The organism is Bradyrhizobium sp. 63_E2_N1_3, assembly GCF_052076005.1.
In the GTDB taxonomy this organism is placed as follows: Bacteria; Pseudomonadota; Alphaproteobacteria; order Rhizobiales; family Xanthobacteraceae; genus Bradyrhizobium; species Bradyrhizobium barranii.
The window spans coordinates 426,135-451,082 of record NZ_CP197235.1 but is presented as its reverse complement, the minus strand read 5'-3'; the positions used below and the strand labels follow the sequence as shown (position 1 = coordinate 451,082).

The window sequence follows — 24,948 nt, the reverse complement described above, 5'->3', positions numbered from 1 at the left end:
ATTGCCGCCTCGCGGCTGTGCAAGACCCGCAGGGCCTGCCACACTGCGCACGCCGGAGTATCCCTTGCGCGCCCCTGATCGTCCCCCGCCCGACGCACACCCCGCGCGGCTGATCCTGACCCTGTCGCTGGCGGCGACGGTCGGGCTCGGCATCGGCCGCTTTGCCTATGCGCTGGTGCTGCCCGATATGCGGGAGGACCTCGGCTGGTCCTACTCGGCCGCCGGTTTCATGAACACCATCAATGCCGTCGGCTACCTCGTGGGCGCGCTTGTCGCGTCCCGGCTGATCCAGCGCGTCGGCTGGTCGGCGGCGATCCGCGGCGGAACCCTCGCCTGCGTCGCCGCGCTCGCCACCTGCGCACTGACCGGCAATTTCGTTGCGCTGAGCCTCGCACGTCTCGTGCTGGGCTTAGGGGCCGCGGCCGGCTTCGTCGCCGGCGGCGCGCTGGCCGCTGCTATCGCGCAGTCGCGCCCGGAACGGGCCAATTTCCTGCTGAGCCTGTTCTACGCCGGGCCCGGCATCGGGATTCTCGCCTCGGGGCTGATCGCCCCGTTCACGCTGCAATATTTCGGGCCGGGCTCGTGGTGGCTGGTGTGGTGGGCGCTGACGCTGCTGTCCGTCGTGATGACCGTGCCGCTGTTCCTGATCCGCATCGAGAGCGGGGTGCGTTTCTCGGAAGGCAGCCACGCCACCTTCGCGATTCTGCCCGTGCTGATCTATCTCGCCGGCTACTTCCTGTTTGGCGCCGGCTACATCGCCTACATGACCTTCATGATCGCCTATGTGCGCGACGGCGGCGGCGGGGCCGCGGCGCAGGCCGCGTTCTGGAGCCTGATCGGCCTCAGCGCCTTCGTCACACCCTGGGTCTGGCGCGGCGTGCTGGCGCTCGACCGCGGCGGACTTGCCACCGCCATCATCCTCGGCACCAACGCGCTCGGCGCGGCGTTGCCTATGCTGGGGCATTCGCCGGCGTGGCTCGCGGTCTCGGCGGTCGTGTTCGGCGTTGCCTTCTTCGCCGTGGTCGGCTCGACCACGGCCTTCGTGCGCTTCAACTATCCGCCCGAGATGTGGCCGACCGCGATCGCGGCCATGACGATCTCGTTCGGCGTCGGCCAGACGCTCGGCCCGATCGTGGTCGGTGCGATCACCGATGCACTGGGCAGCTTGAGTTACGCGCTGAATGTGTCGGCGGCGCTGCTGGCGTTGGGGGCGGTGGCCGCGTTGTGTCAACGCAAGGTGGGGCCGGCCAAGCAATCGGTGCCGTAGGGTGGGTTAGCCGAAGGCGTAACCCACCACTTCTGCCACTGCGGAAACGAAAGAGGTGGATTACGCCGTGCGACCGCGCTTCGCGCAGCCGCAGGGCTAATCCACCCTACAGCAGCGTGCCTAACTCCCGCTGAACGAATTGTACCCCTGGTCTTCCCAATAGCCGCCCTTGTAGTCGTTGGTGACTTCCATCGAGACCACGTATTTCGGGTTCTTGAATCCGAGTTTCGTCGGCACGCGGATCTTCATCGGGAAGCCGTAGGCGCGCGGTAATATCTCGTTGGCGTATTTGAACGTCATCTGGGTTTGCGGATGCAGCGCGCTGCGCATGTCCAGGGGCGAGTTGTAGCCGTCCTTGTCGGCGCACTGGAACCAGACATACTTTGCGCGCGTGTCGGCGCCGATCAGCTTGAGGAAATCGCGCAAGGGCGTGCCGGTCCAGCTTCCGATCGCGCTCCAGCCCTCGACGCAGATGTGTCGGGTGATCTGCGTGACCTGCGGCAGCTTGTAGAGCTCGTCCAGCGTCCAGGACTTCTTGTTGTCGACGAGACCGCGCACCTCGAGCTTCCAGTCGGCGCCGTCGACATCGGGCGCGTCGTCGAGATCGTAATAGGCGTTGAACGGAAACGGTTTCGTGATCGCGCTTTCCGGGAAGGTCGGCGCCAGCGCGTCGGGATTGAACATCCAGGCCTGCACGGCGTCGTTGAACTTCGAGACCTTCGCGAGCAGGGTATCGGCCGACGAGGAATCGACGACGTCGCAGCCGGTGAGCAGCGTCAGCGCGCCGAGGCTGGCGCCGCCGGCGATGAAGCGGCGGCGGGTGAAGTCCGGCATGGACTTGATGGAGTCCTTGATCAGCAGCCGCTTGTCGACGCCGGGGATGAGGAATGAGCGCTTGGCCATAACGGGTCTCCTAATCAGCGGCCAATGATCATCGCACGCAGGCTCTTGGGCACCAGCAGCGCGAGCAAGACGTGAATGACGAGGAAGGCGCAGATCGCGGCCATGCAGAAGAAATGGACGTAGCGCGCGGTCGGATAGTCGCCGAACAGCATCACGAGATAATAGAGCTGCACCGGCTTCCACATCGACAGGCCCGACAGCACGATCAGCACGCCGACCACGATGATGCCGGCATAGAGCAGGCGCTGCACGTAATTGTAGACGGTGAGATCGTCGTGGCCGAGCTTGAAGGTCAGGGCAGCCCTGACGTCGTGGAGCACACCGGACGGCGTGATCGGCAGCAATTTTTTGCGGAAGCGGCCGGTGGCGAAGCCGGTGACGAGATAGGCGAGGCCGTTGACCATCAGCAGCCACATCGCCGCAAAGTGCCAGAGCAGGCCACCGCCGAGCCAGCCGCCAAGCGTATACTCGCGCGGAAAACTGAAGCCGAACAGCGGCGAGGCGTTGTAGATCTGCCAGCCCGACAGGATCATCAGGATCATGGCGACCGCGTTGGTCCAGTGCATGACACGGACCCAGGCCGGCTGGATCACTTTGGCGGGGGTGGCGCTGACCTGCTCGTCGCTGACTGTGAGGCTCGACATGATGGTTCCGTCCTGAAGGTCGTCTGACACCGAATATACGCCGATACTTCCGCTTTCGTTACGCCCCCGCACGACGGCGAATCGAGTCTGCGGGCGACCTTGGTCACAATAAAGCGAGCCGGGTGCCCCCGGCTCGCCGTTTCGTCGCATCCTGCTTGCGGGATGAAACAGGGACGCGCGGTGTTACGTCGCCGGCATCAGCACGGTATCGACCACATGGATCACGCCGTTCAACTGGTTGACGTTGGAGATCGTCACCATCGAGGTGCCGCCCTTGGCATCGACGATCCAGACCTTGCCGTCCTGCTTCTTCACGGTCAGTTCCTCGCCTTCGGCGGTCTTCATCTTCTTGCCGTCGGTGAGGTCGGAGGCCTCGAGCTTGCCGGGCACGACATGGTAGGTGAGGATCTTGGTCAAGGTCGCCTTGTTCTCGGGCTTGACCAGATTGTCGACGGTTCCGGCCGGCAGCTTGCCGAAGGCGGCATTGGTGGGCGCGAACACCGTGAACGGGCCCTTGCTTTCCAGCGTCGGCACCAGGCCGGCCGCCTTCACCGCCGCGACCAGCGTGGTGTGATCCTTGGAGTTGACGGCGTTCTGGACGATGTTCTTGGACGGGAACATCGCGGCGCCACCGACCATGACGGTCTTCTCCTCGGCGCGGACAGGCGCGACGACGGTCGCGGTGATGGCCAGGGCGCTGAAAGCGGCGGCAGCGAGATAGGCAATACGCTTCGACATGGAGAGTCTCCCGATTGGATTGTGACCGGCAATGGCCGGCGTTTGCGTTGGGGCAACAACGGCGCCTGCGACCTTTTGGCGTGAAGCAGCAGTGCCGTCGTTGGACCGAACTACGGGAGGGTTCGCGATGGGGTTTCGGGAAATAATTTATCGTGATGCGTGAAACTATGTAGCGGCGCATCCGTGTATGAGCGCGGGCTCAGCACCCGGTGCCGTAGGGTGGGCAAAGCGAAGCGTGCCCACCAACTTCATTCGCGATCGAGGGTAGATGGTGGGCACGGCGCGTCGCGCCTTTGCCCACCCTACGGCAGTGTGCTCGTCTCAATCCCTGTTGTTCGGCGTCTGAATGAATCCGCGATTATGCGTCGGGCTGATCAGCAGCTCGTTGATGCAGACGCGCGGCGGCATCGATGCGATGAACGCGATGGTGCGGCCCAGATCTTCCGATTGCAGCATCTTGGCCTGCTCCTCCTCGCTCGGCACCACCGGGCGCAGTTTCAGGATGGGAGTAGCCACCTCGCCCGGCATCAGGCAGCAGGCGCGCAGGCCGTTGACGCATTCGTCCATGTTGAAGGAATGAGTCAGCGCCAGCACCGCATGCTTGGTGGTGGTGTAGGCCGGGCCCGGCATCTTCGAGACGTGGCGGCCGGCCCAGGACGAGACGTTGATGATCGAGCCATCCTGCTGCTTGCGCATCGTGGGCAACACTGCGCGCATGCAATACAGCACGCCGTTGAGGTTGACCTGGACGAGCTCGTCCCAGCCCTCCAGTTCCATGTCCTTCCAGCTCCGCTTGGGGACATTGATACCGGCATTGTTCACGAGCAGGTCGATGCGGCCGTGTTTCGCGACGATTTGATCGGCCGCCTTCTGGGCTTCGGCGGCGTTGGACACATCGAGCGCAATGGCCTCGGCCGCCCCGCCTGCCTTGGCAATCCTGGCAACCACGGTATCCAGGGCGTCCTTGCGGCGGCCCGAGACCACGACTATCCAGCCGTCGGCCGCGAGCGCCTCGGCGCCGGCCTCCCCGATGCCGCTGCCACCGCCCGTCACCCAGGCCACGCGTTTCCCGTTTTTGGTCATGCAAACTGTCTCCGTTGCTTCATTGGGGCGGTTTTTGCTAATCCAGCCCTCGGTTTTGACCGGCCTTGTTTGCCTTGCGGTCGAGGAAATCTTGCATGAACCAAGCTGCCAACGCCAACCTGTTTTCCCGCCTGTTCGACGGTCTGGACGATCCCAAACGCCTCGCGGTCGAGACGCAGGACGGCGCCCATATCAGCTATGGCGACCTGATCGCGCGGGCCGGGCAGATGGCGAACGTGCTGGTCGCGCGCGGCGTGAAGCCCGGCGACCGCGTCGCGGTGCAGGTGGAGAAATCGGTCGCCAATATCGTGCTGTATCTCGCCACCGTGCGGGCCGGCGCGGTCTATTTGCCGCTGAACACGGCCTATACGCTGAACGAGCTCGATTACTTCATCGGCGATGCCGAGCCGTCGCTGGTGGTCTGCGATCCCTCCAAGGCCGAGGGCCTCGCCCCGATCGCCGCCAAGGTGAAGGCCAAGGTCGAGACGCTCGGGCCCGACGGCAAGGGCTCGCTGACGGAAGCCGCCGACAAGGCCAGCAGCGAATTCGCGACCGTCTCACGGGCAAACGACGATCTCGCCGCGATCCTCTACACGTCAGGCACCACCGGCCGCTCCAAGGGCGCGATGCTGACGCACGACAATCTCGCGTCGAACTCGCTGAGCCTGGTCGGCTATTGGCGCTTCACCGACAAGGACGTGCTGATCCACGCGCTGCCGATCTACCATACGCACGGCCTGTTCGTGGCGACCAACGTCACGCTGTTTTCGCGGGCGTCGATGATCTTCCTGCCGAAGCTCGACCCCGATCTCATAATCAAGCTGATGGCGCGCGCCACGGTGCTGATGGGCGTGCCGACCTTCTACACGCGGCTGCTCCAGAACTCCGCGCTGTCGCGCGAGACCACAAAGCACATGCGGCTGTTCATCTCGGGCTCCGCACCGCTGCTCGCCGAAACCCATCGCGAATGGTCGGCGCGCACGGGCCATGCGGTGCTCGAGCGCTACGGCATGACCGAGACCAACATGAACACGTCGAACCCGTATGACGGCGAGCGCGTGCCCGGCGCGGTCGGCTTTCCCCTCCCCGGCGTCTCCGTGCGCGTGACCGAGCCCGAGACCGGCAAGGAGCTGCCGCGCGACGAGATCGGCATGATCGAGGTGAAGGGCCCGAACGTCTTCAAGGGCTATTGGCGCATGCCGGAGAAGACCAAGTCCGAATTCCGGCCCGACGGCTTCTTCATCACTGGCGACCTCGGCAAGATCGACGACAAGGGCTACGTCCACATTCTCGGCCGCGGCAAGGATCTCGTGATCTCCGGCGGCTTCAACGTCTACCCCAAGGAAATCGAGAGTGAGCTCGACGCCATGCCCGGCGTGGTCGAATCCGCCGTGATCGGCGTGCCGCATGCCGATTTCGGCGAAGGCGTCACGGCGGTTCTGGTCTGCAACAAGGGCGCCGACGTCACCGAGGCCGCGGTGCTGAAGGCGCTCGACGGAAGGCTGGCAAAGTTCAAGATGCCCAAGCGCGTGTTCGTCGTCGACGAATTGCCGCGGAATACGATGGGCAAGGTGCAGAAGAACGTGCTGCGGGATACGTACAAGGATATTTACGCGAAGAAATGAGTGGGGGAGCTCTGCTCTCTCGCCGTCATTGCGAGGAGCCTCTACCCGGTACGCTGTCATGCCCCGCGAAGGCGGGGCATCCAGTACGCCGCGGCCTCTCGGATCAATCACCGGCGCTGGTGGAATACTGGATCGCCCGCCTTCGCGGGCGATGACAGCGGAGGATGTGGCGCGGAGTTCAGCCGAAGCCGTTCACTGTCCGCCCACCAAGCTCATCACAAACCGGCTTCCGACGATGAACAGATAGCAGCCGAACGCCACCTCCAGCGTTCGCTTCGACATCGCATGCGCGGCTCTCACGCCGAGCGGCGCTGTCACGAGGCTCATCGGCATCACCAGCACGGCGCCGATCAGCGAGACGTAGCCAAGCGCGAACGGGACTTGCAGCGCTGCGACGGCCGGATAGGTCGCCGCCGCCGGCCAGCCGGCATAAATGTAGCCGAGCGCGCCGGGGATCGAGATCAGGACCGCGAGTGCCGACGAGGTCGCCACTGCCTGGTGGATGGGCCGGCCGTAGAACGTCATCAGCAGGTTCGAGAACAAGCCGCCGCCGATGCCCATCAGCGTCGAGAGGATACCGACGCAGAAGCCGTAGACGCGCATCAGCGGGCCTTTGGGCAGATCATCGCCGAACTTCCAGCCCTCGCGCGCGAAGATGAGACGCGCCGACGCGGAATAGGCGACGCAGACGAACACGATCTTGAACAGCTTCTCCGGCGCGTAACGCGCGATGACGCTGCCGGCGACGACGCCGATCACGATCGGCAGCCACCACACGCGCAGGATCGTCATATCGACGGCGCCGCGCTTGTAGTGCGCCTGGAACGAACGGATCGAGGTCGGAATGATCACCGCGAGCGAGGTGCCGATGCAGAGCGGCATGCGCACTTCGAGCGGCACGCCGGCGATCCGGAAGCATTCGTAAAACACCGGCACGAGAATCGCGCCCCCGCCAATGCCGAACACGCCGGCCAGGAATCCCGAGAGCGCGCCGGTTGCGATCAGCAACAGCGCGAGCTCGACGATCTCCTTGATATCAAGACCTGCAATCACCCCTGACCTGCCCCGGCGACTGGTCGCAACTTCTCCGAAACATGCCTTCGGAAAGCTGCGTGCGGAGCTTTAGGCGATCTGATTCTCGCGGTCGACACGCCACATCTTGCGGCTGGGGTGGAATGCAAGGTGCGCATATCCGGACAGGGGCCAAAACGGGCCGGGGCGGGAGCTGTTTGGTGCCGTCCGAAAGGCGTTAGCGGCTCAAAAGACCGGCCCCGGGCGGGTTTGGACGGCATGGTCCGTTTAGAGGCGTTCCAATAGCAATTTCAACGCGCATCGGTCCCTTCAGAACAAATGAATCTATATTCCGTTTTTCGTTGGCGGACAGAAGTGCTGGTATACCAAGCCACTGATTGGCCTTGCATCATCAACGCTCTAGAGCTGAACCGCGGTTCGATTTATGGCGATTTGGTGATTGCGCAGGCGAAATCGACTCCGTAAATAGAGCCGACCTTTCGCGATCCCCGCGTGCCCCCTGCTGGGCCGCAATAAACATCAAAAGCCCATGACCGCACGGATCGAACGACCGCTTTCCCCCCACATGCAAGTCTACCGCTGGACGCTGACGATGGCGCTGTCCATCGTCCATCGCGCCACCGGTATCGCGCTCTACGTCGGAACCCTGCTGCTGGCCTGGTGGCTGATCGCGGCGGCTTCCGGCCCCGCCGCCTATTCCCACGTCCAGGCCTTCACCGGCAGCATCATCGGCCGGCTGATCGTGTTCGGCTACACTTGGGCGCTGATGCACCATATGCTGAGCGGTATCCGGCACTTCGTGTGGGACCTCGGCTACGGCTTCAAGCCCAATGAGCGCGAGGCCCTGACCTGGGGCGCGCTGATCGGCGGCATCGTGCTCACGGTCCTGATCTGGATCATCGCCTATGCGATCGGAGGCGGACGATGAGCGCGACCGATACGCCCAAGCGCAGCATGCGCACCCCGCTCGGCCGCGTCCGCAATCTCGGTGCGGCGCATTCGGGTACGTCCGATTTCTGGCGCCAGCGCATCACCGCCGTCGCCATGACGCTGCTGATGATTCCGGTGCTCGTGATCATCATGATGCTGCTCGGCCGCAACCAGGCCGGTGCCGCACAGATCCTCGGCTCGCTGCCGATCGCGGTGATCCTGCTGCTCTTCATCGCCGCCAGCGCCTGGCACATGAAGATCGGCATGCAGGTGGTGATCGAGGACTACATCCATAACGAGAAGCTGAAGCTCATCTCGATCATGCTCAACAATTTCTTCTCGATCGCTGTGGCGCTCGCCTCGACCTACGCGATCCTCAAGCTTTCATCCGGAGTGTAACCCATGGCCACAGCGACGAATGGCAAGGGCAACGGCGCTCCCGCCACCAACGGCAAAGCCTATCCGATCGAAGACCACACCTATGACGTCGTCGTGGTCGGCGCCGGCGGCGCGGGCCTGCGCGCCGTGGTCGGCTGCAGCGAAGCCGGTCTGCGCACCGCCTGCATCACCAAGGTGTTTCCGACCCGCTCGCATACGGTCGCGGCCCAGGGCGGCATCTCGGCTTCCCTCGGCAACATGCACAAGGACGACTGGCGCTGGCACATGTACGACACCGTGAAGGGGTCGGACTGGCTCGGTGACCAGGACGCGATCGAATACATGGTGCGCAACGCGCCCGAGGCGGTCTACGAGCTCGAACATTGGGGCGTGCCGTTCTCGCGCACCGAGGACGGCAAGATCTACCAGCGCCCGTTCGGCGGCATGACCATGGACTACGGCAAGGGCCAGGCGCAGCGCACCTGCGCCGCCGCCGACCGCACCGGCCACGCCATGCTGCACACGATGTACGGCCAGTCGCTGCGTCACGCGGCCGAGTTCTTCATCGAGTTCTTCGCCATCGATTTGATCATGGACGACCAGGGCACCTGCCGCGGCGTCATCGCGCTCAAGCTGGACGACGGCACGCTGCACCGCTTCCGCGCCCAGACCGTGATCCTGGCAACGGGCGGCTACGGCCGCGCCTACGCCTCCTGCACCTCGGCACACACCTGCACCGGCGACGGCGGCGGCATGGTGCTGCGCGCCGGCCTGCCGATGCAGGACATGGAGTTCGTGCAGTTCCACCCGACCGGCATTTACGGCTCGGGCTGTCTCGTCACCGAAGGCGCGCGCGGCGAAGGCGGCTATCTCGTCAATTCCGAGGGCGAGCGCTTCATGGAGCGCTATGCGCCGTCCGCGAAGGACCTCGCCTCGCGCGACGTCGTCTCGCGCGCGATGACCATCGAGATCCGCGAAGGCCGCGGCGTCGGCAAGAAGAAGGACCACATCTTCCTGCATCTCGACCATCTCGATCCCGCGGTGCTGGCCGAGCGCCTGCCGGGCATCTCCGAATCCGCAAAAATCTTCGCCAATGTCGACGTGACGCGCGAGCCGATCCCGATCGTGCCGACCGTGCACTACAACATGGGCGGCATCCCCACGAACTATCATGGCGAAGTGCTGACCAAGCGGGACGGCGACGACAACGCCGTCATCCCAGGCCTGATGGCGATCGGCGAAGCGGCTTGCGTCTCCGTGCACGGCGCCAACCGCCTTGGCTCCAACTCGCTGATCGACCTCGTGGTGTTCGGCCGCGCCGCCGCTTTGCGTCTTGCCGAAAAGCTCACGCCCAACGCCAAGCAGCCGGAGCTGCCGGCGAACTCGTCCGAGCTCGCGCTCGGCCGCCTCGACCATTACCGCTACGCCTCCGGCGGCACGCCGACCGCGAAGCTGCGCGAAGGCATGCAGCACGTGATGCAGAACAATTGCGCGGTGTTCCGCACCGGCGACATCCTGAGCGAAGGCCAGAACCTGATCGAGAAGGTCCACAGCGGCATCACCGACATCGCCGTGTCCGACCGCTCGCTGGTGTGGAATTCCGACCTGATCGAGACGCTCGAGTTCGACAATCTGATCTCGCAGGCAGTGGTGACGATGGACTCCGCCGCCAACCGCACCGAGAGCCGTGGCGCCCACGCCCGCGAGGACTTCTCCGCGCGCGACGACAAGAACTGGATGAAGCACACGCTGGCCTGGCTGGACGATGCCGGCAAGGTCAAGATCGAGTACCGCCCCGTTCACGACTACACCATGACCAACGACGTGCAGTACATCCCGCCCAAGGCGCGCGTGTACTGAGCGAACAGCGAAGGCCTTAATCGAAATGGTTGAATTCGCACTTCCGAAGAACTCCAAGATCACCGGCGGCAAGACCTGGCCGAAGCCGGCGGGCGCGACAGACGTTCGCGAATTCCGCGTTTATCGCTGGAATCCGGACGACGGCAAGAATCCGAGCGTCGACACTTATTACGTCGACACCCATGATTGCGGTCCGATGGTGTTGGACGGCCTGATCTGGATCAAGAACAACATCGACCCGTCGCTGACCTTCCGCCGCTCCTGCCGTGAAGGCGTCTGCGGCTCCTGCGCGATGAACATCGACGGCCAGAACACGCTCGCCTGTACGCGCTCGATGCATGACGTCAAGGACGGCGCGGTCAAGATCAACCCGCTGCCGCACCAGCCGGTCGTGAAGGACCTCGTTCCTGACCTCACCAATTTCTACGCGCAGTACGCCTCGGTCGAACCGTGGCTGAAGACGACCTCGCCGACGCCGCAGAAGGAATGGCGCCAGAGCCATGAGGACCGCGAGAAGCTCGACGGCCTCTACGAGTGCATCCTCTGCGCCTGCTGCTCGACCTCGTGCCCGAGCTATTGGTGGAACAGCGATCGCTATCTCGGCCCGGCCGCCCTGCTCCAGGCCAACCGCTGGGTCTCCGACTCCCGCGACGAGGCGACCGGCGAGCGGCTCGACAATCTCGAGGACCCGTTCCGCCTCTACCGCTGCCATACCATCATGAACTGCGCCAAGGCCTGCCCGAAGGGCCTGAATCCGGCGGAAGCCATCGCCGAGCTCAAGCTCAAGATGGTCGAGCGCCAGATCTAGGCCTCATTCATGCTACGGCTCCCCGGCCGCGACGGCCGGGGCATTCTACGCCATAGCCCGCACCACGCGCGAACGTCCGGATTACAACCTCCGGTTCCATCGACAGGCCACTTCCTTCCCAGCGGGAATTTCAAGTAAGCTCTCCGGTCAGGGACCGGAGCGACTGTGCAGGGTGCGCAACGCAACTCGCTGAGACTGTTGCAGTGGATGATGGCGGCATCCCTGGCGCTGCCGATTGCACTGTTCGTCTTCACCTCCACGATCTCCTACACATCGACGAAGGACATCGCCGACCGCGAGATCGAGCGCACGCTCGATGTCGCCCATGAGCACGCGCTCAAGGTGTTCGAGACCATCGACCGCAGCTTGGCCGAACTCAACGAAGTCGTGCGCGGCCTTCCCGACGAGGTCATCCGCTCGCGCGAACCGGCGCTGCATCGCCGCCTGAAACGGCTGACCGATGCGCTGCCGCAGCTCAAATCGGCCTGGATCTTCGACTCGAACGGGAAATCGCTGGTCAACAGCCTCGCCTCGCCACCGCAGGATCTGAGTTTTGCGGACCGCGATTACTTCTACGCCCATGTCGACCAGAACATTGGCACGTTCGTCGGCGCAGCCCTGACGCCGCGTCCGCCCTATCAGGGGGCACGCTTCTTCGGCATGAGCCGGCGCCGCGAAACCGACGATGGCAGCTTCATCGGCGTCATCCAGGCCTCCGTCCTGCCGGAATATTTCGAGAGCTTTTATGCCAGGATCGGCTCCGATCCCGGCAGCTTCTTCGCCATGGGACGCACGGACGGCGTGGTGCTCACTCATTTTCCCCGGCTCGACCGCGACTTCCGGCTCGATCCGACCGGACCGGTCGGGCAGCAGATCGCCGCTCACCCCGAGCACGGCCTCATCACCATCGCCTGGCCCTCGGACGGAATCGAGCGGCGCGTCGGCTACAGGCGCGTCGCCGAATATCCGATCTATGTCAGCGCCGGGCTCGAGACCTCGGCGATCCGCGCGCGCTGGCTCGCCACCATGGGCCAGCATCTGGTGTTCGGCATTCCCGCCACGGCGCTGCTGTTTCTGCTGCTTGCGCTCGCGTTCCGGCGCACCCAGCATCTCCACGCCGAGGCCACGGCGCGACGCGAGGCCGAGGAGGCGCTCAAGCACAGCCAGCGGCTGGAAGCGCTCGGCCAGCTCACCGGTGGTGTCGCGCACGACTTCAACAATCTCCTCACCGTGATTCGTGCCTCGGTCGACTTGTTGAACCGGCCGCAGCTGAGCGAGGAGCGGCGGCAGCGCTACATCAATGCCATTGCGGACGCGGTCGCGCGCGCCGCCAAGCTGACCTCGCAGCTGCTGGCGTTCGCGCGGCGCCAGACCCTGAAACCGGAAGTGTTCGACGTCGGGGAGCGGATGCAGTCGCTGCACGACATGCTCGCCACGCTGCTCGGGCCGGCGATCGAGATCGGAATCCGGCTGCCGACCGAGTCCTGCCTCGTCAAGGCCGATGCCGGCCAGTTCGAGACGGCTCTGATCAACATGGCGACCAATGCGCGCGACGCCATGCAGGGCAAAGGCAGGATCACCTTCGCCGTGCAGGCGGCGGCGACCGTACCCGATACATTGGTGCACGTCTCGGGCAGCCATGATCTTGCAGGCAACGATGGCTTCGTCAGTGTCGCCGTCAGCGACACCGGCATCGGCATTCCCGCCGCACGATTGGGCCGCATCTTCGAGCCGTTCTTCACCACCAAGCAGGTCGGCCAGGGCACCGGTCTCGGCCTGTCGCAGGTGTTCGGCTTCGCCCGCCAATCCGGCGGCGAGGTGACCGTCGAGAGCGAGGTCGGCCAGGGCAGCACCTTCTCACTCTATCTGCCGCGCGTGCCGGCGGACCTGCTGCCGCAGCGGCAGGCGCCCAACACCGCGCCGGCGGTGGCCGGCAGCGGCATGTCGGTGCTGTTGGTCGAGGACAATATCGAGCTCGCCAATTTCGCTGCCGACGGTCTCACCGAGCTCGGTTACAGCATCACTTTGGTGGACAACGCCACCGACGCACTTGCCGAGCTCACCGTGGACACAGATCGCTTCGACGTCGTGTTCTCCGACGTGGTGATGCCCGGGATGACCGGGCTCGATCTGGCGCAAGCGATCCGCGAGCGCGGCATCCGCGTGCCGATCGTGCTGACCACGGGCTACAGTCAGGCCCTGTCACAAGATGGCGCCGCCGGCTTCGATCTCGTGCAAAAGCCCTATTCGATCGAGGAATTGTCGCGGGTTCTCCATCGGGCCGCGAGGCTCCGGCCGGTCCGCGACGGCGCCGCCGAGTGAGGGCGGCACGGAACCAACGGGAACCGATTGATTTGGTTCGCGTTATCCGCTCATGCACAAGCCGGCCGCAAAGCGCGAACAGGGCAGGAAGCCCCCCATTGTCGAGATCAAGGGCGAGAACGGCGACGAGGTCACGCCGCCGCCGCCGGAGGTTATTGAGCCCGATCCCGCACTCTCGCCCGAGGAGGCCGAGCAGGTTCGCAAGGACTATCTGCTGACGCGCTTCTGGATCAGCGCACGCGGCTTCTGGGGCCGCAACGGCGACCGGCTGGCGTGGCTCTATTCGATCGGCCTCGTCGTGCTGATCGTCCTCACCGTCGGCTTTCAATACGGCATCAATGTCTGGAATCGCGCGATCTTCGACGCCATCGAGAAGCGCGAGGCGACCACCGTCTTCCATCTCACCGCGGTGTTCTTCCCGCTCGCGATCGGCAGCATCGTGCTCGGCGTCGCGCAGGTGTTCGCGCGCATGGGCATTCAGCGCCGCTGGCGCGCCTGGCTCACGGCAAGCGTGCTGACGCGTTGGCTGGCCAACGGGCGCTATTATCAGCTCAACCTGGTCGGCGGCGACCACAAGAATCCAGAATACCGGATCGCCGAGGATCTGCGCGTGGCGACCGATTCCCCGGTCGATTTCCTCGCCGGCGTCACGTCGGCGCTGTTGTCGGCTGCGACCTTCATCATCGTGCTCTGGACCATCGGCGGCGCGCTCACGGTCACGCTCGGCGGCTCCGCCATCACCATCCCCGGCTTCCTCGTCATCGCCGCGATCCTTTACGCCGCGATCGCCTCCGGTTCGATCCTGGTGATCGGCCGGCGCTTCGTGCAGGTCTCCGAGGACAAGAACCAGGCCGAGGCGGATTTCCGCTACACGCTGACGCGCGTGCGCGAGAACGGCGAGAGCATCGCGCTGCTCGGCGGCGAGGAGGAGGAGCGCGGCGGCATCGACCGCAATTTCACCAACGTGCTGCGGCAGTGGGCGCGTTTGGCCGGCCAGCACATGCGCACAACGCTGGTCTCGCAAGGCTCGAGCCTTGTCGCTCCCGTGGTCCCTCTCCTGCTCTGCGCGCCAAAATTCCTCGACGGCAGCATGACGCTCGGACAGGTGATGCAGGCGGCCTCCGCCTTCACCATCGTGCAGAGCGCGTTCGGCTGGCTGGTCGACAATTATCCCAGGCTCGCCGACTGGAACGCCTGCGCCCGGCGCATCGCCTCGCTGATGATGTCGCTCGACGGCCTCGAGCGCGCCGAGCAGGGCGACGGCCTCGGCCGCATCAAGCGCGGCGAGACCAGCAACGACGCCATGCTGGAGATGAAGGATCTCTCCGTCACGCTCGACGACGGCACGGCCGTGGTCGGCGAGACCGAGGTGGTGATCGAGCCGGGCGAGCGGCTGCTGGTCGCGGGCGAATCCGGCACCGGCAAGAGCACGCTGGTGCGCGCCATCGCGGGGCTCTGGCCATGGGGCGGCGGCAGCGTCAATTTCCATCCCGACCGGCGCCTGTTCATGCTGCCGCAGCGGCCTTACGTGCCGTCCGGCAGCCTGCGCCGCGCCGTCGCCTATCCCGGCGCCGAGGACGACTGGACCGTGGAGGAGATCGGCGAAGCCCTGCACAAGGTCGGCCTCGACCACCTCAAGGAGAAGATCGAGGAAGAGGGACCGTGGGATCAGACGTTGTCAGGCGGCGAGAAGCAGCGCCTCGCCTTCGCGCGGCTGCTGCTGCACAATCCCGACATCGTCGTGCTCGATGAAGCGACCTCCGCGCTCGACGAGAAGAGCCAGGACAAGATGATGCAGATGGTCACCGACGAGCTGCCGAAGGCGACCATCGTCAGCGTCGCCCATCGCGTCGAACTGGAAGCCTTCCACAGCCGCAAGATCGTGCTGGAACGCCGCAAGGGCGGCGCCAAGCTCGTCAGCGATATCGACCTGATCCCGCGCAAGGGCAAGCGCAAGCTGCTCGGGCGATTCCTGAGGCAGCGCAAGGCCGCGCCAAAAAAGGCGGCGTGAGGTCCGTAGCCCGGATGGAGCGAAGCGCAATCCGGGACGGTCCATCAGAGCGGCGAGAACCCCGGATTTCGCTGCGCTCCATCCGGGCTACATTCTTTTCCCGCAACATTGGAGTCCTCATCAAAACCGGCTATGCATGCGCCGCCTGCAACGAGGACCACCTGCTTGACGCCCGACAACGCCCCTTCGTCCGCGCCGTTTGGCGCGTTTGCGCCGAACGCGGCACAGGCTGCGATCATCCGCCTTGCGCAACAGTCGGGGCTGAAGCGCGGTGCGTTCCGCCCGTGGATGTCGCGGCTGGTCAACCTGATACGCGGCGGGCCGATCGATGTGCAGTACCAGGGCGCCTCGTTCCGCTTCTATCACCAGGGCAGCGCGACCGAGCGCGGCGCGCTGTTCAATCCCGACTACAATCTCGACGAGCTCGACTTCCTGCGCCGACACACCCCGGCAGGCGGCGTGTTCGTCGACGTCGGCGCCAATGTCGGCACCTTTGCCCTGGTGATGGCGCAGCAGGTCGGCACCAATGGCAAGGTGGTCGCGATCGAACCGCATCCGATGACGTTTGGACGGCTCTCGTTCAACCACGCCGCGTCGAAGACGACGCAGGTGCGCCTGGTGCAGGCTGCCGCCGGTGACAGCGACGGCGAGCTCATGATCGAGAGCGGCGGCGGCAATCTCGGCGCCACGCACGTCGTCACCGGCACGGCCAGCGCGGAGGCCATCAAGGTGCCGTCGCTGCGGCTGACACGCATTCTGGACGAGGCCGGCGTCGGCCAAGTCGATTCGCTCAAGATCGACGTCGAGGGGTTCGAGGACCGCGTGCTGATCGGCTTCTTCCGCGACGCGCCGCAATCGCTGTGGCCGCGCGCGGTGGTGATCGAGCATCTGTCACAAAACGAATGGCAGCAGGATTGTATCGCTGACATGGTCGCGCGCGGCTTTGCGATCGCGCGCAAGACACGGAGCAATACGTTCCTGTCGCGCTAGCCGTGAGCAAGGGAGATTTGCGATGATCGACCATCTGGGTTTTTCGGTCTCCGACTATGAGCGCGCGAAAGCGTTCTACGCCAAGGCGCTGGCACCACTCGATTACAGCCTGATCATGGAGGTAACGGCGGAGCAGACTGGCCACGCTGCGGCGGCAGGCTTCGGCGCCAACGGCAAGCCGGACCTCTGGTTCGGTGCGGAAGGCGCGATGAACAAGCCGGTGCATATCGCGATTCTCGCCAAGGATCGCGCCACGGTCGACGCCTTCTACAAGGCGGCGATTGCCGCCGGCGGCCGCGACAACGGCGCACCCGGCATCCGCCCGCATTATCATGCGAACTATTACGGCGCGTTCGTGCTCGACCCTGACGGACACAACATCGAGGCCGTCTGCCACGCGCCGGAATAGCGCGCGTTCAGGCACGACACGACAAGGAACATCGGCGCGGCATCATCGTTGTCATTCTCCAGACAACTGACCTCGATGATGTGATGCCGATCGAACCGCCCGAGATTCCACCGTCGACGCCCGGCACGCCCACCGAGCCGCCGCCTGGAATTCCGCCGGGCAATCCGCAGCCTGAAATCGCGCCGCCCGTGCGCGAGCCCGGCGAATCACCGCGGCCCGACGAATTGCCGGGCCACGTGCCGGAAGAGATTCCATCGCGCGGACAGAACGGACCGCTCACGCCGAATCCCGCGACGGATGCAAGTTCGCTGCGCGATCACATGTGAGGCGAAGCATCACATGTGAGGCAATTGCAACCTGCGTCTGAATGCGCAATGAACGTCACCATAGTGAGGTGATTTGCGTGCAGAAATAAATCGGCCCGCGACCTCTTCGCCCGCCACATTCCGGCCTAACGCGTAGCTGTTCATCCCGACACTTCGTCAAAGAACCTTCCGGGGAAGTTCACCATCATGACCAACCTTCGTTTCGTGCTGCTTGCAACGACGGCTCTGACCGCGATGCAATTCGCAAGCTCCGCATCGCATGCGCAAAGCGCGCCGCCGCTCGTGGTCGCGCAAGCGCAGACACAACCACCAGAGACCGACAAATCGAAGCAGCCTCCGAAGGAAGCGCCGAAGGGACCGCCGCCTGGCGCACGTCCTGCCGCACCACCTCCTCCTGCCGCGGCACCGCCTGCAGCTCCTGCGCGCCCCACGGCGCCGCCGCCCGCAGCTGCACCTCCGCATCCTCCCGCTCCGCCGCCGCCGGCTGCCGCGCCATCGCGCCCGACCCCACCACCGCCTCCTCCGCCTGCGGCACGTCCGACACCTCCGCCTCCGCCGCCACCCCCACCGCCGGCAGCTCCCAAGCAGCCGTCGCCGCCTCCGGCTGCGGCACCCCAGCAGCATGCGCCTGCGCCAACTCCGCCGCCCCCGGCCGCGCAGCAGCACACGCCGACGCCGCCTCCCGCCGCAGCTCCGCCTGCCGCGCGTCCCGCTCCGACTCCGCCGGCAGCAGCAACGCCGCCCGCAGCAGCACCCGCACGTCCGGCGCCGGCACCTGCGGCTACGCCGTCGCCTTCACCGGCCGCGCCTGCGGCCCGCCCTGGCGCGGCTGCACCGACCGCCACGCCTGCTCCGACGGCAACACCTGCTCCGACGGCAACGCCGGCACCGGGCGCCACGCCCGGCGCACCGCCGACTGGACGCCCGGGCACCCCGCCGCCCGGCGGACGTCCCGGCACGCCTCCGGCTGCAGGATCACCGACACCGGCCCCCGGTGCCGCGCCCGCTCCAACGGCCACGCCGGCCCCCGGTGGCGCTCCGACGCCGCTGCCGGGCCGTCCCGGTGCAGGACCGACGCCCGCCCCCGGCACAGCTCCAGCGGCGACGCCGACCCCTGGTCAACAGGGCGGAACGCCTCCCGCGGGCGCGCCCGCAGCCGGAACTCCGGCTGCGCCGCCCCAGGCCGGCGGCCTCCCGCCGCGGCCCGCGGCGCCCGCCGGTGCCGCTGCGCCGAGCACAGTCCCAGGCTCGGCGGCCGCAACGCCGCCGCCCAACCGGGCGCAATTCGCTCCGCCGACGGTTACGCCTGCCTTCCAGGCCAGGCCGACAGTCGTCGCACCGCTGCCACCTCCGCCGCGCCCGCCGCAGCGTGACCTGACACCGCTCGCGATCGGTGCGGGCGTGGTGGCCGGCGCCGTAATCGGAGCCACCATTGCCGACCTGCACAACCAGCGACGCGAGGCCATCGAAGGCGGCCGCACCGTCTACACCGAACCGGATCGCATCATCATCCGCGATCCGGGCGGACAGGCCTACGTCCGCGGCAACGACCTCTATCGCTTCCGCTATGGCGCCCGCGACATCCGCACCGACACCGTCGGCGGCGAGACCCGCACGGTCGTGATCCGTCCTGATGGCAGCGAGGTCATCACCGTGGTCGGTCCCGACGGTTCGTTGCTGCGGCGAATCCGCAGGGACCCCGGCGGGCGCGAGATCATCATCATCGACAACAGCTACCGCGATCCGCGGTCGGTCGGCGGCTTCTATGTCGATGCGCCGCCGCCGGTCGTGAACATTCCCTACGATCGCTACATCGTCGACGCCGAGGAAGCATCGCCGGACGTGATCTACCAGACCATGGAGGCACCGCCGGTACAGCGGATCGATCGGCGTTACACGCTCGACGAGATCCGCTACAGCCCCAATGTTCGCATGCAGATGCCGAGCATCGACGTCAACACGATCACCTTCGAGACGGGCTCGTGGACCATCCCGCCGGACCAGGCGGCCCGGCTGCAGGGGATCGCCGACGGTCTCAACCGTGCGATCCAGCGCAACCCGCGTGCGGTGTTCCTGATCGAGGGACACACCGACGCGGTCGGCAACGAGGTCGACAATCTGTCATTGTCGGATCGCCGTGCGCAGTCCGCGGCCGAATTGCTGACCCAGCAGTTCGGGGTGCCCGCCGAGAACCTGACCTCGCAGGGCTATGGCGAGCAGTATCTGAAGGAGCAGACGCAAGGACCGAGCCTGATCAACCGGCGCGTCACCGTCCGCAACATCACGCCGCTGCTCAACGGTGGCCAGGCCTCGCTGCCGCCGCCCCCGCCCGGCACCGCGCCGCCGCGCTGAGGCGAAGCACAAATGCAAAATGGCCGGGAGCAATCCCGGCCATTTTTGTTTGGATCAGGCGCCCGCTGCCTGAAGCGGCACGCAGGCAGCGCAGATGGCTGCGGCATGCCTGTGATCGGTACCGCAGCAGCCGCCGAGCAGTTGCATGCGCGGGAATGCCCGCCTGAGCGCCACATAACGGCGGCCGAGATCGGCGGGATCGCCGCTGTCGAGCACCTCGGACTCATCGAGCTCGGCATGGCTCTTGGCCGACGCATTGGCCCTGACGCCATGAATGCGTTCGACCCATGGCTCGCCGGCTTGGAGGGCACTCTCGAAGTGGGTCGGATGAGCGCAGTTGATCAGGAAATATTCGCAGGCGCTTTCCGTTGCACGATCGACGACTTCGATCGCCTCCCGCAGGGTCTCTCCCCTGACCAGGCAACCGTCAGTTTCGACCGTGAAGGAGATGGCAACCGGGATCGCGTGCATCTTTGCAGCACGCACCACGCCGATGGCTTCATTGACGCTGTTCAGCGTGAACGCGGTCACCATGTCGGCGCCGGCCTCGGCGAAGGAGGCGATCTGGGACGAATGATAGTCCATCGCCTCCGTCGCATCCATGTTGCCGGCCTTGTAGCCGTCGCCCCGCGGACCGATCGCACCGTTGATCACACAGGGCAGGCCGGAGGTCTCCCATGTGCCGCGCAATTCCTCGAGAAAAAGAATTGCCCGCACGTTGATCGCCGTGAGCGCGTCCATATCGTAGCCGAGCTTGACACCCCAATCAGGATTGGCGCGCCAGGTCGGACTGTCGAGCACGAAGCCGAGCCCATGCTGACGCGCGATCGCAAGATAGGCCTCGTAATACTGCCTCAGATGCGAGCGGCCGGCCTCGCTCTCGAGCAACACGAAGGCAGCAAAGTGAGGAAGCTCCAGACCTTTGTGAAAGATCAGGGTCGTCTCCATGCCGCCGTCGGTCAGGAAGATACCGCCGCGGCGCTGAGGCAGATTGTCTCTGTACTTCGCCATTGGTCGCTCCGTCGCTGCGAGGCCCCACTCATTCGGTCGTTTCAACCTCCTTCCGGTCTCATGCGAGATGGTGCCGCATAATGTCGCGCGGTACGCGACTGCTCCTACTGCCCTGCGGCGAGCCCAAGCGCATCGACCATCACGCGAAACACCTCGGTGTTGTCCATCGAGCCGTGCACGCGCTCGCTGCCCGGCCCGGTCGCCGTCAGGATGACGTCCTCGCCCGAATGCACGCTGGCGCCGATCATCGCCGACAGATTGCCCGGGCGCAGCACCGCGCCGGGGACGTCCTTGTATTTGTCGTTGGCCTTGAAGGTCCCGTCGTCACCGGCCTTGACGGTCGGCTCGTTGGGATTGTCGAGCTTCGGGCGGAACGTCTCGTAGTGATCCGGCAGGCTGGCCGAGAAGATGGCGAGCCGGCGGCTCACATCGACGCGTGACGGATAGCCCTCGGCATCCGGCGCCGGATAATTGGGAAATCCAGCCTGCTCGTAGACGCCGACACGCTCGCGCAGCGGCACGTTGGGCGTGGTGCCCATGTCGTCATTCACTGTGCCGACAAGGCTGTTGGGATGATTGTGGTCCGCCAGCACCAGGATGAGGGTGTCGTCGCCGCGCGCCCGTGCCCATTCGCGCGTCTGGCGCACTGCGTTGTCGAGCATGATCGTATCGTAGACGGCGCGCTCCATGTCGAGGACATGCGCATATTTGTCGATCAGTCCGGATTCGACCATCAGGAAGAAGCCGGTCTCGTTCTTCGAGAGCATGTTCAGCGCCGCCCGCACCTGCTCGGTCAAATCAGGTTGCTCGGGAAATTTCTTCACGCCGCCGCCCTTGAGGAATTTGCGGTCGAGCACGCCATCCATGTTGCCGGTCGCGAACAGGCCGAGCAGCTTGCTTGTCTCCGGCTTTGCGGCAGAAGCGCCGAGCTCGCTCGCGGTCGTCGCGACCTGATAGCCTGCTTCGCGAAATTTCGCGATGTAGTCGGCTTCGTCCTTGCGTTTGGAGCCGGCCGCGGATTTCGGCAGAAAATTCGCGCTGCCGCCGCCCATCAGCACATCCGGCTTCGCCGCGAAGAACTGCTCGACGATCTCGTCATAGGCGGCGCGCCGGCGGGTGTGCGCGACCATCGCGGCCGGTGTTGCGTCTTCGATCTCGATGTTGGTGACGACACCGATCGCCATGCCGTGCCTCCGCCTGGCAAGACTCGTGATGGTTTCGACGCGGGGATCGTCGAACGGACTTGCGGTGCGGTCCGCATAGACGCCCAGGGCGTTGACGGCGCTCTTGTGGCCGGTCGCATAGGCGCTGGCCGAGTTCGCGGAGTCCGTGATGATCGAGTCCGAGCCCGCGGTCGCCACCAGCGCCATATGGGGCATGTCGTCGATTGCGAGCTTGCCGCGGCTCTTGCCTTCCGCAATCCCCTTGGACAGGATTCGCGCTGCGACCCGATGCGCTGGCGACATGCCGTCGCCGATAAACAGGATGACGTTCTTCGCCTTGCGCGGACCGGTGTCGTAAACCGTCCATGCGATGCTGCGCTGCTGCGTGCCATCGCTGACATCCACCGTGACGGTGCCGGGCTTGGCCAGCGTGACGTCGCGCAAAATCAGCGCCGACTGGTCCTTGCCGTCCTCGCGATCGATGAAGGTCCCGCTACGTCCGAACGCGGCAGCATAGTCCGCGCCGTTCACGGTCACCTTCAGCCTGGCCGGATCGACCGGCCCGGGAAACTCGACCTTGAAGTCGAACCGGGCGCCAGCCAGGATCTCGGCACGATCGATCGGATAGATCGTCTGCGCCGACAGCGACGTTGTCCAACAGAGGACGATGAGTGAGGCGAGTGCCGATCCCTTGACCATGCTCGATGCTCCGCAATCCCGTTCACAACAGGAGCGGAACCCTAGCGGTCGCGCATGACATCGTCATTAAGCGCGTAGCCCGGATGGAGCGAAGCGCAATCCGGGAATCTAGCGGCTGGACGAGAGGCCCCGGATTTCGCTTCGCTCCATCCGGGCTACAAGATCAACCCTTGTCGCTCTCGAGCTTGAAGATCTGCGAGCCTTCGCTGCCCGACAGCAGGCCGGTATCCGTGTAGAGCTTCAGCTTGGTGCGCGTGTCAGCGATGTCGAGGTTGCGCATGGTGAGCTGGCCGATGCGATCGGCCGGCGTGAATGCGGCGTCTTCGACCTTCTCCATGCTGAGCCGTTCCGGCGCATAAGTGAGGTTCGGGCTCTCGGTGTTGAGGATCGAATAGTCGTTGCCGCGGCGCAGCTCCAGCGTCACCTCGCCGGTGACGGCGCGTGCGACCCAGCGCTGCGCGGTCTCGCGCAGCATCAGGGCCTGCGAATCGAACCAGCGACCCTGATACAGCAGGCGTCCCAAGCGCATGCCGCTGATGCGGTACTGCTCGATGGTGTCCTCGTTGTGGATGCCGGTGACGAGGCGCTCATAGGCGATGTGCAGCAGCGCCATGCCGGGCGCCTCGTAGATGCCGCGGCTCTTCGCCTCGATGATGCGGTTCTCGATCTGGTCGCTCATGCCGAGTCCGTGGCGGCCGCCGATCGCATTGGCTTCGAGGAACAACGCGACGGGGTCGCTGAAGGTCTGGCCGTTCAGCGCCGTGGGCTGGCCTTCCTCGAAACGCACCACGACCTTCTCGGCCTTGACGTTGCAGTCGTCACGCCAGAACGGCACGCCCATGATGGGGTTGACGATCTTGATGCCGCTGTCGAGGCTTTCGAGATCCTTCGCTTCGTGCGTGGCGCCGAGCAGGTTGCTGTCGGTCGAGTACGCCTTCTCCGCGCTCATCTTGTAGGCAAAGCCCTGCGCGGTCATGAACGCCGACATTTCGGCGCGGCCGCCGAGCTCGTCGATGAACTGCTGGTCGAGCCAGGGCTTGTAGATGCGCAAGGATGGATTGGTCAGCAGGCCGTAGCGATAGAAACGCTCGATGTCGTTGCCCTTGAAGGTCGAGCCGTCGCCCCAGATGTTGACGCCGTCTTCCTTCATCGCCGCGACCAGCATCGTGCCGGTGACGGCGCGCCCGAGCGGCGTAGTGTTGAAATAGGTGATGCCGCCGGTCGAGATGTGGAAGGCGCCCGACTGGATCGCGGCGATGCCCTCGTGGACGAGCTGCGTGCGGCAATCGACGAGCACCGCCTTCTCGGCGCCGAACGCCTCGGCCTTGCGCGGGATCTCGTTGTAGTCGGCTTCATCGGGCTGGCCGAGATTGGCCGTGTAGGCGTAGCAGCGCGCGCCCTTCTGCTTCATCCAGAGCAGCGCCGCGCTGGTATCGAGACCGCCCGAAAAAGCGATGCCGACTTTCTCACCCTTGGGCAGGCTTTTCAGGATCGTGGTCATGGGGCTTCCAATCGGGTCTCAAGGGGCGGATGGCGTTCGTGGGTTGACCGCGCGAATATCAAATTTCGCGCGCCTCGGCACGCATTTAATGGCTCAAATCGACGGCTCGGGGCCTGTCTTGCGGCCGAACAGGCGCTGGCGGAGCCGGTAGGCGGGCATGTTCAGCCGGGTCAGGGCGGCATCGACCGCCTCGTCCGAGAACCGGGTCCGCGGCCAGCGGTAAATCAGCGCGTAGGCGAACCAGATCACGACGAAGGTGACGAGGCCGGCGATCGAGACGTCCGTGAAGAAGTGGCCGCCGAAGGCCATCCGCAGCCCGCTGGTGACCATGCCGAACATAACCGCACCGGCATAGGCGAGCGGCCGCCATGCCGGCGGCGCCAGCGCAGCCGGCGCCAGCGTCCAGAACGCGGTCGCGCCCTCGCCCGAGAAGAACGAGCAGTTGCGCGCGCAATCGCCGCGCGGATCCCACCACGGCACGAATTGCTGGTCGCCGGCAAACTCAGTCACCACCACCGGACGCGGCCGTCCCCAATAGGTCTTGAAGGTGAGATTGGTGAGGATGCCTGCCGACATGATGATGGTGACCAGCAGGAATACGATCGCGCGCCCCGATACCATCAGCGGCCGGTCGGGTCGGATCATCTTGACCACAAGCGCGACCAGCGGCGGCAGCACGAATGCCCAGGCGACCCACATGGCGGCGTCGCGCGCGACGCCCGCCCACTCATTCAGCTTGAGCGGAAACGTCTTCGTCTCGGGGTCGAAGAACAGCGCGGCGAGCTTGAGATCGAGCTCGGGATAGAGGCCGAAAACGACGCCGATCACAAGCCACAGCGCCAGGGCGATGAAGAGTCCAGTCCGGTTCATGGCGCGCGGTTTAGCGGAGTGGGGAG

General features: G+C 65.4%; 21 protein-coding genes. 12 read left to right on the top strand and 9 right to left on the bottom strand.

The annotated features are described in order from the left end of the window. The first annotated feature begins 64 nt into the window (after nt 1-64). Nucleotides 65-1,267 carry a YbfB/YjiJ family MFS transporter gene (locus AB7531_RS02095; RefSeq protein ID WP_063980375.1) on the top strand — a complete coding sequence of 401 codons (1,203 nt, stop codon included), beginning with the start codon at nt 65-67 and terminating at the stop codon, nt 1,265-1,267. A gap of 120 nt (nt 1,268-1,387) precedes the next feature. On the opposite strand, the gene AB7531_RS02090 is transcribed toward AB7531_RS02095, so the two are convergent. The 4 genes from AB7531_RS02090 to AB7531_RS02075 all read right to left on the bottom strand — a co-directional run bounded on the left by AB7531_RS02090 (nt 1,388) and on the right by AB7531_RS02075 (nt 4,635). Then, nucleotides 1,388-2,170 carry a molybdopterin-binding protein gene (locus tag AB7531_RS02090; protein WP_063980374.1) on the bottom strand — a complete coding sequence of 261 codons (783 nt, stop codon included), beginning with the start codon at nt 2,168-2,170 and terminating at the stop codon, nt 1,388-1,390. Nucleotides 2,171-2,184: 14 nt separating this feature from the next. Next, nucleotides 2,185-2,814, bottom strand: a complete 630-nt coding sequence (locus AB7531_RS02085) for a cytochrome b/b6 domain-containing protein (protein ID WP_014490675.1) — start codon at nt 2,812-2,814, stop codon at nt 2,185-2,187. A gap of 183 nt (nt 2,815-2,997) precedes the next feature. After that, nucleotides 2,998-3,552: a fasciclin domain-containing protein gene (locus tag AB7531_RS02080; RefSeq protein WP_063980373.1), complete on the bottom strand. Its 555-nt coding sequence runs from the start codon at nt 3,550-3,552 to the stop codon at nt 2,998-3,000. Between the two features lie 321 nt (nt 3,553-3,873). Continuing rightward, nucleotides 3,874-4,635 (bottom strand): SDR family oxidoreductase, encoded by a 762-nt coding sequence (locus AB7531_RS02075; RefSeq protein ID WP_063980372.1) that lies wholly within the window; start codon nt 4,633-4,635, stop codon nt 3,874-3,876. A 95-nt stretch (nt 4,636-4,730) separates the two neighbouring features. On the opposite strand from AB7531_RS02075, the gene AB7531_RS02070 reads away from it, so the two are divergent. Next, nucleotides 4,731-6,260 (top strand): malonate--CoA ligase, encoded by a 1,530-nt coding sequence (locus AB7531_RS02070; protein WP_063980371.1) that lies wholly within the window; start codon nt 4,731-4,733, stop codon nt 6,258-6,260. Between the two features lie 192 nt (nt 6,261-6,452). Here AB7531_RS02070 and AB7531_RS02065 read toward each other — a convergent pair whose 3' ends face one another. Beyond that, nucleotides 6,453-7,313, bottom strand: a complete 861-nt coding sequence (locus tag AB7531_RS02065) for a sulfite exporter TauE/SafE family protein (protein ID WP_063980370.1) — start codon at nt 7,311-7,313, stop codon at nt 6,453-6,455. A 508-nt stretch (nt 7,314-7,821) separates the two neighbouring features. On the opposite strand from AB7531_RS02065, the gene sdhC reads away from it, so the two are divergent. The 10 genes from sdhC (at nt 7,822) to AB7531_RS02015 (ending at nt 19,678) form a co-directional block, all read left to right on the top strand. Beyond that, the gene (sdhC, locus tag AB7531_RS02060; RefSeq protein ID WP_028151914.1) at nt 7,822-8,220 is read left to right on the top strand and encodes a succinate dehydrogenase, cytochrome b556 subunit; all 399 of its coding nucleotides are present in this window, start codon (nt 7,822-7,824) and stop codon (nt 8,218-8,220) included. After that, nucleotides 8,217-8,621, top strand: coding sequence for a succinate dehydrogenase, hydrophobic membrane anchor protein (gene sdhD, locus AB7531_RS02055; protein WP_063980369.1), 405 nt, complete (start codon nt 8,217-8,219; stop codon nt 8,619-8,621). The genes sdhC and sdhD overlap by 4 nt, the downstream gene beginning before the upstream one ends. A 3-nt stretch (nt 8,622-8,624) precedes the next feature. Further along, nucleotides 8,625-10,460: a succinate dehydrogenase flavoprotein subunit gene (gene sdhA / locus AB7531_RS02050; protein ID WP_063980368.1), complete on the top strand. Its 1,836-nt coding sequence runs from the start codon at nt 8,625-8,627 to the stop codon at nt 10,458-10,460. A gap of 25 nt (nt 10,461-10,485) precedes the next feature. Further along, the gene (locus tag AB7531_RS02045) at nt 10,486-11,268 is read left to right on the top strand and encodes a succinate dehydrogenase iron-sulfur subunit (RefSeq protein WP_028151918.1); all 783 of its coding nucleotides are present in this window, start codon (nt 10,486-10,488) and stop codon (nt 11,266-11,268) included. A 165-nt stretch (nt 11,269-11,433) separates the two neighbouring features. Continuing rightward, nucleotides 11,434-13,590, top strand: a complete 2,157-nt coding sequence (locus AB7531_RS02040) for a hybrid sensor histidine kinase/response regulator (protein ID WP_063980367.1) — start codon at nt 11,434-11,436, stop codon at nt 13,588-13,590. 52 nt (nt 13,591-13,642) lie between these two features. Next, a complete protein-coding gene (locus AB7531_RS02035; RefSeq protein ID WP_063980366.1) occupies nt 13,643-15,601 on the top strand; it encodes an ABC transporter ATP-binding protein/permease in 1,959 nt (652 codons plus the stop codon). A gap of 165 nt (nt 15,602-15,766) precedes the next feature. Continuing rightward, a complete protein-coding gene (locus AB7531_RS02030; protein WP_063985985.1) occupies nt 15,767-16,591 on the top strand; it encodes an FkbM family methyltransferase in 825 nt (274 codons plus the stop codon). Between the two features lie 22 nt (nt 16,592-16,613). Further along, nucleotides 16,614-17,000 (top strand): VOC family protein, encoded by a 387-nt coding sequence (locus AB7531_RS02025; protein WP_028158603.1) that lies wholly within the window; start codon nt 16,614-16,616, stop codon nt 16,998-17,000. Between the two features lie 83 nt (nt 17,001-17,083). Beyond that, the gene (locus tag AB7531_RS02020; RefSeq protein WP_063980365.1) at nt 17,084-17,326 is read left to right on the top strand and encodes a hypothetical protein; all 243 of its coding nucleotides are present in this window, start codon (nt 17,084-17,086) and stop codon (nt 17,324-17,326) included. A 186-nt stretch (nt 17,327-17,512) separates the two neighbouring features. Continuing rightward, entirely contained in the window at nt 17,513-19,678 is a 2,166-nt protein-coding gene (locus AB7531_RS02015) for an OmpA family protein (RefSeq protein ID WP_084794918.1), read from the top strand. Nucleotides 19,679-19,732: 54 nt separating this feature from the next. Here the strand turns inward: AB7531_RS02015 and AB7531_RS02010 are convergent, their stop codons facing one another. From AB7531_RS02010 to AB7531_RS01995, 4 genes are all read right to left on the bottom strand, one after another. Further along, entirely contained in the window at nt 19,733-20,689 is a 957-nt protein-coding gene (locus tag AB7531_RS02010; RefSeq protein ID WP_063980361.1) for a homocysteine S-methyltransferase family protein, read from the bottom strand. 104 nt (nt 20,690-20,793) lie between these two features. Continuing rightward, nucleotides 20,794-22,551, bottom strand: coding sequence for an alkaline phosphatase (locus tag AB7531_RS02005; protein WP_441279875.1), 1,758 nt, complete (start codon nt 22,549-22,551; stop codon nt 20,794-20,796). A gap of 163 nt (nt 22,552-22,714) precedes the next feature. Continuing rightward, nucleotides 22,715-24,052 (bottom strand): argininosuccinate synthase, encoded by a 1,338-nt coding sequence (gene argG / locus AB7531_RS02000; protein ID WP_063980359.1) that lies wholly within the window; start codon nt 24,050-24,052, stop codon nt 22,715-22,717. 93 nt (nt 24,053-24,145) lie between these two features. Further along, on the bottom strand, nt 24,146-24,922 hold the full coding sequence (locus AB7531_RS01995) for a phosphatase PAP2 family protein (RefSeq protein ID WP_063980358.1): 777 nt from the start codon (nt 24,920-24,922) through the stop codon (nt 24,146-24,148). Between the last annotated feature and the right edge of the window lie 26 nt (nt 24,923-24,948).

Coding starts and splice junctions, on each gene's coding strand:
- AB7531_RS02015 (WP_084794918.1), top strand. CDS start 17,513: ATGACCAACCTTCGTTTCGTGCTGCTTGCAACGACGGCTCTGACCGCG.
- AB7531_RS02020 (WP_063980365.1), top strand. CDS start 17,084: ATGCCGATCGAACCGCCCGAGATTCCACCGTCGACGCCCGGCACGCCC.
- AB7531_RS02085 (WP_014490675.1), bottom strand. CDS start 2,814: ATGTCGAGCCTCACAGTCAGCGACGAGCAGGTCAGCGCCACCCCCGCC.
- AB7531_RS02035 (WP_063980366.1), top strand. CDS start 13,643: ATGCACAAGCCGGCCGCAAAGCGCGAACAGGGCAGGAAGCCCCCCATT.
- sdhA (WP_063980368.1), top strand. CDS start 8,625: ATGGCCACAGCGACGAATGGCAAGGGCAACGGCGCTCCCGCCACCAAC.
- AB7531_RS02025 (WP_028158603.1), top strand. CDS start 16,614: ATGATCGACCATCTGGGTTTTTCGGTCTCCGACTATGAGCGCGCGAAA.
- AB7531_RS02045 (WP_028151918.1), top strand. CDS start 10,486: ATGGTTGAATTCGCACTTCCGAAGAACTCCAAGATCACCGGCGGCAAG.
- AB7531_RS02010 (WP_063980361.1), bottom strand. CDS start 20,689: ATGGCGAAGTACAGAGACAATCTGCCTCAGCGCCGCGGCGGTATCTTC.
- AB7531_RS02070 (WP_063980371.1), top strand. CDS start 4,731: ATGAACCAAGCTGCCAACGCCAACCTGTTTTCCCGCCTGTTCGACGGT.
- AB7531_RS02080 (WP_063980373.1), bottom strand. CDS start 3,552: ATGTCGAAGCGTATTGCCTATCTCGCTGCCGCCGCTTTCAGCGCCCTG.
- AB7531_RS02005 (WP_441279875.1), bottom strand. CDS start 22,551: ATGGTCAAGGGATCGGCACTCGCCTCACTCATCGTCCTCTGTTGGACA.
- sdhC (WP_028151914.1), top strand. CDS start 7,822: ATGACCGCACGGATCGAACGACCGCTTTCCCCCCACATGCAAGTCTAC.
- AB7531_RS02075 (WP_063980372.1), bottom strand. CDS start 4,635: ATGACCAAAAACGGGAAACGCGTGGCCTGGGTGACGGGCGGTGGCAGC.
- argG (WP_063980359.1), bottom strand. CDS start 24,052: ATGACCACGATCCTGAAAAGCCTGCCCAAGGGTGAGAAAGTCGGCATC.
- AB7531_RS02090 (WP_063980374.1), bottom strand. CDS start 2,170: ATGGCCAAGCGCTCATTCCTCATCCCCGGCGTCGACAAGCGGCTGCTG.
- AB7531_RS01995 (WP_063980358.1), bottom strand. CDS start 24,922: ATGAACCGGACTGGACTCTTCATCGCCCTGGCGCTGTGGCTTGTGATC.
- sdhD (WP_063980369.1), top strand. CDS start 8,217: ATGAGCGCGACCGATACGCCCAAGCGCAGCATGCGCACCCCGCTCGGC.